The organism is Paenibacillus sp. sgz302190, from assembly GCF_059820445.1.
Genome location: NZ_JBZYAO010000006.1, coordinates 91,545 through 104,462 on the forward strand (window position 1 = coordinate 91,545; position 12,918 = coordinate 104,462).

Consider the following 12,918-nt stretch of genomic DNA (forward strand, 5'->3'; position numbering starts at 1 on the left):
ATGAAAAAGCGCTTCGTTGTACCCTTCGTTCACTTGATTCCCGGATTTATCAAGAAACGTGTCGGCTGGAAATTGGCAGCTATCATTTTCTTTAGTATCGTCATTTTGGTCAGTGTGCTTGGAACGCTTTCCTACAAAGTTTCTGAAAATATTATCAAAGACAAAGTGGCCACGGCTGCCCATCAAACGGTTATTCAAGCGGCTCAAAAGCTTGATTTGCAATTGAAACTGTTTCAAAGCGTTTCGACTCAGCTGACAGGCGACAATTCACTGAAAACAGCCATATATGAATTGCAGATATCGCAAGCGAGAGCGGCAACTGTGAACAAAATTGCTTCTCGACTTGATAGTTATCGTTTAAGCTCTCGATTTATAAAAGGGATTTACCTCGTCCCCGCAGATGCGCCGGGTCAAGATGTGGAGCTTTATTCTGTAGATAAAGATATTCATGCAATGAAACTGGACTTCAGTTCCGAATGGTTCAAGAAAACGCTTCAGACTCCGGTCGATCAGGTTGCCTGGTTTGATGCCAAAAACGGAGGATACATTTCCGATGCAGCTAAACCCGTCTTCTTAATGGGGAGATATTTGAAAACCTTTGACGGTGTAAGCAGGGATTATGCGTTATTTTTCGAAATTGATCTGGATGCGCTGACTTCCAATCTGGCAGACATTCAAATTAGCGATAACTCCAAAACATGGATTATTAGTGAGCACAACCAAATTGTTCAATCGCTGAAAGTCGAAGAAATTGGAATGACTTCGGATGTATTCCTGGAGGGGAGAAGCGGGATAGGAACCGAGACACGGCAAGGCATTCAAGAACTGGCTGTTTATCATCCACTGAGCTCTGTGAATTGGCAAGTTGTTGAGACTGCTTCCGTTAGCGAATTAACACAAGAGACCCGAAAAATAGTGTCTTTTACGATATATATGATCGTGATCTCGGCTTTGATTGCTATTTTGATCGGATATTTGATCATTCGTTTCATCGTTCGTCCTTTAGAGCAAATGCGCAATATGATGAGCAATGTTGAACGTGGAAATTTCTCGATTCGCGTGGGCGTTAAAGGCGACGATGAGATCGGCCAACTGGGAGAAAGCATCAACCGAATGCTGGCTCAAGTATCGATACTTATTGAAAAAACGAATGTATCCGTATTTGAAGTAATGTCCACTTCAAGGCTGCTGCTTCAGGTTTCACAACAAACAGCAAATTCAGCCAAGGAAATCACGCAAGCTACGGAAGAGATTTCGAACGGAGCCATTCGGCTTGCGACGGAAGCTGAACGCGGAAATCAAGTCAGCGCAACCCTCGGAGAACGAATGAAACAGGTGATTGAGTACAGCTCCTTGATGTTCGAATCCGTTGCCGATATACAAAGTATCAGTATGCATGGCGGACGAAATATGACTGAACTCATTCATAACACTAAATCTGTAGAGGATATCATGCATCGAATGAACGAACGCATAGGCAGATTGAATGAGAGCACGTTATCGGTTCAAAATGTTTTGGGACTCTTGGTCCAATTGACAAAACAAACTACGATTCTATCTCTAAACGCCTCTATAGAAGCGGCAAGAGCCAGCGCCGCAGGCAAGGGATTTGTTGTTGTTGCCGAAGAATTCCGGAAATTAGCGGAGCATTCCAGGCATTCGCTTCAGATTGCAGAACAATTAATCACTTCCATTGATCATGAAGTAGAAGCTACTGTAGAAGTCATTTCAGAAGTATTCCCTATCTTTCAGTTGCAGATGAATTCTGTACAAGAAACCGATCTTATCTTTAAGCAAGTGCAATCTACAATGGTCGATTTTCAAGGCAAAATCGGGGGGATTTCAGAGGTTCTTCATGATTTGGAAACGGTGGAGCATGCGCTTTCAGAGTCTATGCAAAGTGTAAGCGCGTTTTCTCAGCAATCCTCGGCCGGGTCAGAGCAGGTAACATATCTTTCACGCGAGCAATTCCAGATAAGTGAAAAATTAGTTGTTTATTCGAGCCAAATGGAATTGCTGTCCGGAACGCTGAAAGATGTATTGCAACAATTTAGAATTTCAACTAATAAATCATGATCGATATAAAGAAAGGAGAATGATCAATGGCACAAATACGATTCCCGCAAAATTTTCATTGGGGAGCGGCGACTGCCGCTTATCAAATCGAAGGAGCCTGGAAGGATGACGGGCGAGGGGCTTCTATATGGGACACATTTTCACATACGGCCGGAAATGTAAAGAATGGCGATAATGGCGATGTCGCATGCGATAGCTACAATCGTTACAAAGAAGATATCGCAATTATGAAAGACTTGGGAACTACGATGTATCGCTTCTCTATTGCGTGGCCCAGGATATTGCCTGATGGCACCGGAGAGCTCAATTTGAAAGGTCTCGAATATTATTCAAATCTGGTTGATGAACTTTTAGCGGCCGGAATCGAGCCCGTTTGTACGTTATATCATTGGGATTTGCCGCAAACGTTGCAGGATCGTGGCGGATGGGAGAACAGAGATATAATTGATGCGTTTGTTGCCTATTCGGAAATCATTTTCCGCAAATTTGCAGGGAGAATCAAGTACTGGATAACTCTCAACGAACCATGGTGCATTTCATTTCTCTCCAACTATATGGGTATTCACGCGCCGGGGAATCGGGACTTGCAGCTCGCCGTTACGATTTCACATCATCTCCTGATCGCTCATGGCCGAACCGTGAAACGTTTCAGAGAACTGGGAATCGAAGGCCAAATAGGTTATGCCCCTAATGTGACGTGGTTGGAGCCATATTCCAACCGCAAGGAAGATGCGGATGCATGCCGAAGAGGCGTTGCCTACTTTCTGGAATGGTTCATGGACCCTGTTTTATTAGGAACGTATCCGCAATTTATGCTCGATTGGTTTGCGGCAAAGGGAGTCAAATTGGAGATCGAGGATGACGATATGCAAGTTATCCGCTATCCGATAGATTTTATAGGCATTAATTATTATACGGGGAACGTAGGCCGATATAAGCAGGACGAAGGTTTATTCGACTATGAGGATATCGATACCGGGTATGCCAAGACGGATTTTGACTGGTTTATTTATCCCGATGGGTTTTACAGTGTGCTGTGTTATATTACGCAAAGGTATGGGAATATCCCGCTGCTAATTACAGAAAATGGCGCTTGTTATAACGATGAGGTAGAGGAAGGGCACGTAAACGATACGAGGAGAATTGAATATTTAAAGCAGCATTTGATCCAGGTAAATCGTTGTTTGGAGAGCGGCGTGAATCTGATCGGTTATCTTACCTGGTCATTGCTGGATAATTTTGAATGGGCGGAAGGATACGGCAAACGATTTGGACTCGTACATGTCGATTTTCAAACGTTAACCCGCACGCCAAAGAACAGTTTCTACTGGTATAAGGAAGTTATTCGTCAAAACGGCTTTGATTTGTAGATTAAGGTCTTCTATCAAATGCCGGAGTTTGTCGTTACAAAAAAACGCGGAGCGTCTTAACGATGCTCCGTTCTTTGAATTTTCAAAATCGCTCAGTTTGACCGGTCCCTGAACTCCTGGGGAGTCATTTGACTGTATTCTTTGAACAGCTTTATAAAATAGTGTGCAGTCGAGTAACCGAGCATGGATGAAATCTCATAAATTTTAAGTTGGCTATTGGTTAATAAATGTGCTGCTTTTTCCATTTTAACCTGAAACAAATAATCACTGATGCTTTTTCCGGTTTCGGATTTATAAATTTTAGAGAGATAGACAGGATGTAAGTGTACATGGTCTGCAATGGACTGAAGGGAAACATAACCGATATTCTGATCTACAAAGTCATGTACTCCGTTAATAAGAATGGCACGCTGATCCTGGTGCTCCAGATCAAAATAGGCTCTTAATTGTCCTACGGCATTCATAGCCCAATTCTTCAGCATATCGGGCGAGTGGAACTTTCTGGCCTCATCCATGATGGAGCCGATGATATCCCCCAGCAACTTGTTATTTTTATGGGCAATATAATAAAATGCCGTTTTCAGATAATGTCTGGTCTCTTCGATATGCTCCTGAGACTGCGTTCCGCTGTTTTTTAACTCATGAAAAACAGTGTGAAGCTTTTCTTCAATGGCATCCCAGCGGTTCGCTTCGAACAAATGAAAGAAGGTCGGAGGTTCATATAGCGATTGCATAATTTGGATGTCCCTATTGCCGGATTGCTGATCCACGGTCAGGAAAACCCCGGTATCTTGTCCGATTCTCCGCCTGATTAAGGAGACCGCAGATTGATAAAGCCCGCGCATTTCGTACGGGAATTTCCCCCAGGTTGTTGTCGCGATGGAAACGGCGCCTTTAAGATACAAATGGATGTTTTTTTGCAATTGAAAGGCGGTTTGAGTGATGGAATGGGTATGGACATCCGATGATTTCGGCTTGAGCAAAAAGACCAAATACTCATGTGCATCTTTACATGACCAGATGTCGAACTGTTCATGGAACAATTCGTTTGCAATGTTGACAATGGCATACTCAAACAGATGGATGCTATTCATGTCCTGCTTTTGAAAATAATCTTCAAGCCGCACGATCATAAGCGCGACGCGTTCATCGATCAGTGGGGGGAGCTGATACTTCTGAATTTGTTCGGCAAGTTGGTCATTCGAGAACCGTCGTCCTTGTAGAAGTTCATTAAGCAGCCGGTCTCGCAGCAAAGGAAGATGCTCTCGAAACGTCTGCATCGTATTCTGGAAGGAAGCTAATGTCTCCCATTCACGTTGAATCTCAAGATGCAATTGCCGAAGCACTTCGATCAATTGCTCATCCCCGATCGGCTTTAGCAAATAAGCGCTTGCTTGGTGCTGGATAGCTTTCTTGGCATATTCAAATTCCGCATAACCGGTAAGCAGCACGCATTTGATATGTTTCCACCCGCTGCGAATTTCTTCGATCAGCTGCAGGCCGGACATCTCGGGCATGCTGATATCCGTGATAACGATATCGATAGGATTGTGTCTAAGGATTTCTAACGCTTCTTGTCCTGAGTAGGCTTTGTGGACTTGTTCAAACTGCAACTCCGCCCAAGGGATTGTGACAGACAAGTCATCTACAACATAAGGTTCATCGTCAACGAGTAGTATTTGTAACATGATTGAGTCCTTTCTTCTGGATGCGAAGTGTGACTTTGACTCCCCCAAGCTGGGAAGGTTCAATGTGCAAACCGGACAAGTCGCCATACTGGTGTTTCAAACGCTGCTGAACGTTCCAAAGCCCGCATCCGCCATCCTCGCGGATTGGCGTGTCTAGTACGGCGTAGAGCTTATCCATTTGGCGGGGATCCATTCCCGCTCCATTGTCTTCGACTGAAATGATCAGTGTGTCATCTTTCGTTTCTCCATAGATGATGATCCGGCCGCCACCCAATTTCTTTTCGATCCCATGGATAATGCTGTTCTCAACGATGGGCTGGATTAACAATTTGGGAATGGGCTCCGCAAGCAAAACGTCCGTGATGCTTATGGAATAATCGATACGTTGTTTGCGCAGATTTTGAATCGATAAATAGTTTTCCACCAGCTTCATTTCTTGTCCGATCGTTGTCAATGAATGATCCATTCGCGTTATGTAGCGATAATACTCGCCAAGGTTAAGCGCCATCGCTTCAACGGAGTCCGTATCGCCTACTCTTGCCTTGCTTTTCATGAAAAAAAGGCAGTTATAAAGAAAATGCGGATTAATTTGTGCTTGCAATTGCTTCAGATAAGCATCCTTGGCCCGTAGTTGTTCGAGATAGACACGTTCGATCAGTTCCTGAACCTTCTGAGCCATTTCGTTAAACCCTTGATTCAACATGGAGAATTCGTTATTTGCCTTCGTCCGGATTCGCGTGGACCAATAACCTTCCTTCATCTTGTTTACCGCTCTGAGCAGAATGCCAATTGGGCGCTGTACCTGACGGAACAAGTTTAGAGAGAACAAAGTGCTGAGGGCAAGCAATACGAAAGAAGCGGTGATAAATGACAGCCTGCTGGTTCTAATTGGATGTAAAATTTGTTCAAGCGGCGAATAATGAACCATATACCATCCTAACGATGATGAACGAATCATACTGACCAGATATTGCTTGCCTTCCAGATAGACGATGGTTGAAAACTGCTGCTCAGCATAAATGTTCTGCAGATTGTCAATAATCCCGGTTGCCAGCTTTGTGTCCAAATTCTGATTTCGTATAAGCCCGAATTTTGGATGGTACAGGAAAGTATCGCCGAAATACTGATATTCCCCGATCATTTTTTGCAAATTGGATACTGGAAAACGGACTTCAATGATCATATTCGACAATTCCGGCGTTTCTGCAAAGTCGACAGGATCCGCGAGCAGCAAGTGAAATCCGCCATCCGCATTTTTCATCTCATAATTCCAGCCTTTGAGCAGTGGCTTCTTAAGCAGAGACTCTTCGAAAACAGCCGAAGCATCTGAAGACAGGGCCTCGCGTTTTTGTATATTGTAAATTGTAATCTGATTCTCCCACGTGCTTGAACTGGTTTGCAGAGCCAACTTTTCCAGAACTGTCAGCGTGGTTTTGTTAGGGTCAATAAGATGATTGAGATCTTGGATATGTTCATATTCGCGAATGGTCGGATCGCGTTGCAAGGTATAAACCAAACCGGCTAACTGATTGATGTTATTGTCCATTTGTTTGGTGAAAAAGTCTAAATGATTCAAATCCGAAGTTTTGATTTGTTCGGTGATGACGTCAACATCCTTTTGGTAGGATAATCCATATAGCAATAATGTTACCGATATGATCGCGAATAGGAATCCAGTTATTTTGACGAAAAGATTAGCGCGCACTCGCAACGGACCCATCCTTTACTTCCCAATTGTTTTTCTTAGTGAAATTATACCATAGTTGACTTTAAAATTTGTGATAAGATACATTTAGTACGAAGCTGTTCGGAAAGGCAGGCCTCCTGATGGGAAAGATATGGGGAAAAATACTGATGGTAATGGTGCTGATCATTTGCTCCGGATGCATGGAAACAAACCATAAAGAACACGCCGGTTCCTCTCTTACGCAAGAGACGGCACATTACGACGCGATACTGGGAAAATATATACCCCCGGTAACCATGTACACGGTTGGCTCGATAAACCCCGACATGAAATTTAAAAATGGCGAGAATTTGGAGAAAAATGTACATACCAAATGGGCTGAAGAACGTTTGGGTATCCGAATCCGGTATCTCTGGACGATTCCCGATTCCAACGGGGCTTACGCCAACAAACTGCGAATAGAGCTGGCTAAAGGCAATATGCCGGATATTGTTGCCACAAGGGATCGGGATGTGATACAAGAATTAATCGACTCGGGACAATTCATGGAAACCGGTGATTTATTCGACAAATACGCCTCACCTGTCTGGAAAAGCGCCATGCAGGAGGACCCTTCGGTATGGGATTTCTTTATGCGCGATGGGAAAAAATATGCGATTCCAATCCTTGACTATCGGTATACGACAGATCCGGTACTCTGGATTCGTCAGGATTGGTTAGATAAGCTGCACCTGCCGGTTCCTGGAACGATAGAAGAGCTTGAAAGTGTGATGGGAGCGTTCACGTATAAGGACCCCGACGGAAACGGAAAGGATGATACATTCGGCCTATCGATTGGATTAAGAAACGGCCCCAGCACGTGGATGGCTGATTCCAGCTGGATTTTCGGCGCATTTGGGACAATACCCAAGCAATGGAATCGGGCGGAAGACGGTAATCTAAAGTATGGATCAGTCCAGCCCGGCGCCAAGGATGCATTGCAGTTGTTGAAAAGATGGATCCAACAAGGTTATGTTTCAAAAGAAAGCGAATGGTACAACGAGACGAAAGCGGCGGATTTATTCATTGCCGGCAAGGCGGGCATTATCGCAGGTCCTTATTGGATGTCGGGATGGCCGTTATCCGATCTGCTGAAGAACGACTCCAAAGCTGTGATTAAAGCGATACCCATTCCCAGCGGTCCGAAAGGTTTTGTTGGGAGAAGAGGGACGCTGCCCGTTAACGGGGCCGTGCTTATTAATAGAAAGATGAAGGATCCCGAAATTTTCTTCAAGTACCAAAACTACTTGTTTGATTATTATGCCACTTCAACAGGCGAATTTGCACATGGACTTGCGCAGGACTACGATTGGACGATAGTTGATGGAGTCCCTTCGGCAATGGAGCACGCATTAATCCCGGGAGGAGCCGTTAGAGTGGCATCCTATACGTTGACCTTTGATGGAGCGCGTATTCCGTCCAAAGTCATGGATGCCATTCCAAAGGAAATCGCGCCCGTATTGTTCTCTCCGGCAGAAGCTTCCAAGAAAGAAGCGTTTACAGGGCCGCCTACTCCAACTATGAAAACAAAATGGGAACTTCTTCAAAAGCTTGAACAGCGGACTTTCCAAGAAATCCTGTTCAACGATGCTCCTGAAAGCGACTTTGATTTATTTGTAAACAAGTGGTTCGCTTACGGGGGAGATAAGATTTCTCAAGAAGTTAACGATTGGTATCGCGTTCAAAGAGCAAAATAAATGGAATAAGAAGGGCCGCTTACGCAGCGGTCCCCTTATTTTTGCATTTTGGAATAATTAATTCAATAAGGGAATGTTTTTCATATATAGGTTAATATATTGGTATGAATATTGGTTTAGTGTTATTTCGGGGCAATTTCATTCATGCTATAGTAACAATAAAGTTGAATGTAAGCGCTTTTATTGGAGTGTCTTACTACTAGAAGGGGGAATGAAGCTCTTAGTGTTCCCGATTCATATTAAATCTAAATTAAGGTGGTGTTTTTTGTATGTGGAAAAAGTTTCTAACCCGATTTGCACTTTCAGTTGTTCCGGTTTTAATCCTCATTCCGGCTGTAAAGGCTGATGCCGGTCAAGTCTTATGGGAACCTCTTGACGGTTATAACCAGTCTATTTGGACGAAGTCGAACGGATACAAAAATGGAGATTCTGTTTTCAATTGCAATTGGCGGGCAGGCAATGTGAATTTTTCCGCTGGTAAGATGGAACTATCGATCACAAATGATGTTCAGGGGGCAAATCCTCCATATGCATGCGGGGAGTACAAGTCGAATAGCTATTATGGCTATGGTCTGTATGAAGTTTCGATGAAACCGGCTGCAGTCTCCGGTGTGATTTCTTCTTTCTTCACTTATACCGGACCGTCTTTCAATGCGCCGTGGGATGAGATTGATATTGAATTTTTGGGGAATAAAACCAATAAAGTGCAGTTTAACTATTATACGAATGGTGTCGGTCATCATGAGATCTTGGCAGACTTGGGATTCGATGCCTCCCAAGGTTTCCACACATACGCTTTCGACTGGCAACCAGGCTATATTAAGTGGTATGTGGACGGTGTCCTTAAAGCAACTGCGACGAACAATATTCCATCCCATCCGGGCAAGATCATGACAAACCTCTGGAATACGAATGGGGTTGACGAATGGGCAGGTCACTACAACGGAAATAGGGCAAAAGCAGTCTATGATTGGATCAAATTTACTCCGTCACAGTAAGAACGATCTCTTCAATCTTCAAGCAGCTCAACAAGTCTTCTAGGATAAAAATGTTATAAAAATAAGCCCTGCGGCTAAAATGAGCGTAGGGTTTATTTATATTTATACCAACATTTTTGATTTTTGTAATTAGATTCAAATAAAAAATGGTCATTATCTCCCCAAGATACATAGATCGGAAAAGTTTGTGACAACCGGTTGACACACGATATGTCAACCGATTATCATAAAAATGATAGCGCATTCAATTACACTTGAGGGGGAAACGGATTTGAAAATTATGAAGAGTGTTGCTGCGGGAATGGGTTCGATCTTGTTGCTTTCCACATTAGCGGCATGTTCCCAGAACAATGCCTCAAGCTCCTCGCCGGGAGCCGGTCAACAGGCAAAAGGCGTCAAGCTTACTTTTTTTAATACTTCAGCAGAAGTAAACAACGTGTTCGAGGACCTTTTTAAAATTTATCACGAGCAGAACCCTAATGTAACCGTTGAATTGATTCCAACGCCAATTGGAGGCGCGCAGTTGGAGAAATTCCAATCCCTGCTGGCATCCGGCAATCCGGCCACAATAGCCAATCTTGACCCGGGAACGATTCTCCAGTATAAGGACAAGTTCATGGATCTAGAGACGGAGAAAGCGAAATATGAGAAACTGACGAAGCCCGGGGCGGTTGACGTCGCTTTGCTGGACGGCAAATTCTTGGGCATTCCATGGACAGCTCAAGGCTATGGCTTATTGTATAACAAACGGGTCGTTGAGGAATCAATCGGGGGGGCCTTCGATCCGGCATCCATCAAAACCCGTAACGATCTGGAGGCGCTGTTCAGGAAAATTGAAGCTGCCGGCAAAGCGCCTGTGATGATTCACGGGGCGGATTGGTCCTTAGGCGCGCATTATTTGGGACTGGCCTATTCTTTGCAATCGCCGAAAGTGGAGGAGAATCGCAAGTTTGTAGAAGATTTGAAAAATGGCAAAGCCAATTTGGCGGACAATCAGCAATTCACCGGCCTGATGGACACATTTGACTTATTAAAGAAATACAATGCCAGAAAAAATGACCCGCTTGTCGCAGATTACAGTAAAGACAGCACAGATTTCGCCAAAGGCAACGCGGCATTTTATTTTATGGGAGATTGGACTTGGGCTGTAATTGGCACTCTTGAAGGAAGGGATAAAGAATTCGGCATCCTTCCGGTACCGGTTAGCAACAATCCGGCCGACTACGGCAACACTCAGGTAGCATATACGGAACCGAAGCTGTTCGCCATTGATAAATCCGGATCCACTCCGGAGCAGCAGGCAGCGGCCAAAGCATTTATCGAATGGATGCTTACAAGTGAGCAGGGACAAAGTGCGATTGTGGCCAAAATGGGCTTATCCATGCCTTATAAGGATGTAAAGGTGAAAAGCACAAACGTAATTTCCGATGCCGTAGCCAAATACGTCGATCAAGGGAAAGTGCTTAATATCGGAGTCATCAATTATTTGCCGCAGGACTGGTGGTCCAAAACCGGGGCTTCCATGCAAAAATATTTGGCAGGAAAGATAGACCGAAAAGGTCTCGCATCAGAGGTTCAGGATTATTGGAAGTCCAATGCAGGGAAGTAAAGGGTGCGGCGATATGAGAAGCAAAATTTATATTAGGAATGCGGGGACTTTTATGCTGTTCGGGGCCCCCGCCGTACTGGCATTTGCCGCAGTTGTCTTGATCCCGTTCCTGGTTGGAGTATACCTGACGTTTACGAATTGGGATGTTCGAACGGCAAACATTTCATTCGTTGGCTTGTCTAATTACTCAAAAGTTGTTCATGATAAAGTTTTTCTCGCCCAATTGTGGTTTACCATTAAATATGTATTGCTTACGGTACTCATCTCCAATGTGGCAGCTTTCTTTATAGCATTGATGTTGACCAGCGGGGTGAAAGGAGAACAATGGCTTCGAACGGGCTTTTTCACTCCGAACTTAATTGGCGGAATCGTACTGGGATATTTATGGCAGACTCTATTCTCGCAGATCATGCCATATATAGGGAATAAGTACGGATGGGCATTGTTTAAATCGTCGTGGTTAACGGATACGGATACCGCATTTTGGGCGCTCGTCATCGCAACGGCTTGGCAATTAATCGGTTATCTCATGATCATTTATATTGCCGGATTCTCGGGCGTGCCCAACGATGTGTTGGAAGCTGCCAGCATAGATGGGGCGAACGGTTACTCAAGACTTCGCAGAATCATATTGCCGCTTTCGATCCCGGCTATCGTCATATGTATTTTTATTTCCATCTCCCGCTCATTTTTAACTTACGATATCAACCTTGCCTTAACGAAAGGCGGGCCGTTTAATTCGACCGAATTAGCCTCTTATCATATCGTGCAAAAAGCTTTCTTGTCCAATCAATACGGAATCGGACAGGCGGAAGCGGTTGTCTTGTTTGCCGTCGTAGCCCTGGTTGCGCTTACTCAATCTTACCTGCTCAAGAAATTGGAGGTCGAATCGTAATGGCTGTTCGACAGTCCGCATCCATGATCAAATCCGTCATTCTGTATGTGTGTTTATTTGTATTTTTAATTCCCTTTTTGCTGGTCGTCATGAACTCTTTCAAAAAAACGCAGCAGTTTATCGAAGATCCGTTATCGATTCCCGGCAGTATTCATTTTGAGAACTACACCCATGCATTTAACAACATGAAATTCATGCAAGGGCTCTCTAACTCGCTATTTATTACGATCGTTGCTGTTTTCATTATTGTTATTTTCTCGTCCATGACCGGATATTTGTTTGTTCGTTATAAGTGGAAACTGAATGCCGTCCTATTTTTCATTATGCTCGGCTCCATGGCGCTTCCGTTCCAGGTGATCATGATTCCTCTGGTCATGCTGTACGGAAAGCTGGATCTGCTAAATATGAAGGCAACACTGCTGTTTTTGTATTTGGGGTTCGGGGTTCCCTTCGGCGTATTTACCTTTCATGGGTTTATCAAAGGGATTCCTTACGAATTGGAAGAATCGGCTTTTATCGAGGGGAGCTCGAGGCTGCGAACTTTTTTCCAGATTGTGCTGCCTTTGTTGAAGCCGGTTTTCGTGACGCTCATTGTCCTGGATGTGCTCTGGATTTGGAATGATTATTTGCTGCCCAGCCTGGTTTTGCTATCGCCGGATCAAAGGACGCTGCCTCTTTCTACGTTTACGTTTTTCTCTTCCTATTCGGTTGATTACGCGCCTTTAATGGCAGGATTAATGATGACGATTATTCCCGTGCTGGTTTTATATCTTTTTGTGCAAAATCAAATCATCAAAGGGATTACGGAAGGAGCCTTGAAATAAAGGCTGCAGTGCAGGGGACGGTGCGTGCTGCGGCT

Annotated in this window: 9 protein-coding genes; 7 read left to right on the forward strand and 2 right to left on the reverse strand. The window is 44.2% G+C overall.

From position 1 onward, the window contains the following. Both AC6RNO_RS09620 and AC6RNO_RS09625 read left to right on the forward strand, forming a co-directional pair. A complete protein-coding gene (locus AC6RNO_RS09620; protein ID WP_497105301.1) occupies window positions 1-2,076 on the forward strand; it encodes a methyl-accepting chemotaxis protein in 2,076 nt (691 codons plus the stop codon). 26 nt (window positions 2,077-2,102) lie between these two features. Further along, window positions 2,103-3,446 (forward strand): GH1 family beta-glucosidase, encoded by a 1,344-nt coding sequence (locus AC6RNO_RS09625; RefSeq protein WP_497105302.1) that lies wholly within the window; start codon window positions 2,103-2,105, stop codon window positions 3,444-3,446. Between the two features lie 92 nt (window positions 3,447-3,538). Here AC6RNO_RS09625 and AC6RNO_RS09630 read toward each other — a convergent pair whose 3' ends face one another. Together AC6RNO_RS09630 and AC6RNO_RS09635 are read right to left on the reverse strand one after the other, a co-directional pair. After that, complete coding sequence (locus AC6RNO_RS09630) at window positions 3,539-5,182, reverse strand: response regulator (RefSeq protein WP_497105303.1); 1,644 nt, start codon at window positions 5,180-5,182, stop codon at window positions 3,539-3,541. Further along, window positions 5,112-6,854 carry a histidine kinase gene (locus tag AC6RNO_RS09635; protein ID WP_497105304.1) on the reverse strand — a complete coding sequence of 581 codons (1,743 nt, stop codon included), beginning with the start codon at window positions 6,852-6,854 and terminating at the stop codon, window positions 5,112-5,114. Before AC6RNO_RS09635 ends, AC6RNO_RS09630 begins: the two co-directional genes overlap by 71 nt. Before the next feature lie 107 nt (window positions 6,855-6,961). Here AC6RNO_RS09635 and AC6RNO_RS09640 point away from each other — a divergent pair, with 107 nt between their 5' ends. From AC6RNO_RS09640 to AC6RNO_RS09660, 5 genes are all read left to right on the forward strand, one after another. After that, on the forward strand, window positions 6,962-8,557 hold the full coding sequence (locus AC6RNO_RS09640; protein WP_497105305.1) for an extracellular solute-binding protein: 1,596 nt from the start codon (window positions 6,962-6,964) through the stop codon (window positions 8,555-8,557). A 269-nt stretch (window positions 8,558-8,826) separates the two neighbouring features. Then, window positions 8,827-9,555: a beta-glucanase gene (bglS, locus tag AC6RNO_RS09645; protein WP_474682087.1), complete on the forward strand. Its 729-nt coding sequence runs from the start codon at window positions 8,827-8,829 to the stop codon at window positions 9,553-9,555. Window positions 9,556-9,835: 280 nt separating this feature from the next. Next, a complete protein-coding gene (locus AC6RNO_RS09650) occupies window positions 9,836-11,164 on the forward strand; it encodes an extracellular solute-binding protein (protein ID WP_497105391.1) in 1,329 nt (442 codons plus the stop codon). A 13-nt stretch (window positions 11,165-11,177) separates the two neighbouring features. Beyond that, window positions 11,178-12,059: a carbohydrate ABC transporter permease gene (locus AC6RNO_RS09655; protein ID WP_488434152.1), complete on the forward strand. Its 882-nt coding sequence runs from the start codon at window positions 11,178-11,180 to the stop codon at window positions 12,057-12,059. After that, on the forward strand, window positions 12,059-12,883 hold the full coding sequence (locus AC6RNO_RS09660; protein ID WP_497105306.1) for an ABC transporter permease subunit: 825 nt from the start codon (window positions 12,059-12,061) through the stop codon (window positions 12,881-12,883). Before AC6RNO_RS09655 ends, AC6RNO_RS09660 begins: the two co-directional genes overlap by 1 nt. Window positions 12,884-12,918 lie beyond the last annotated feature (35 nt).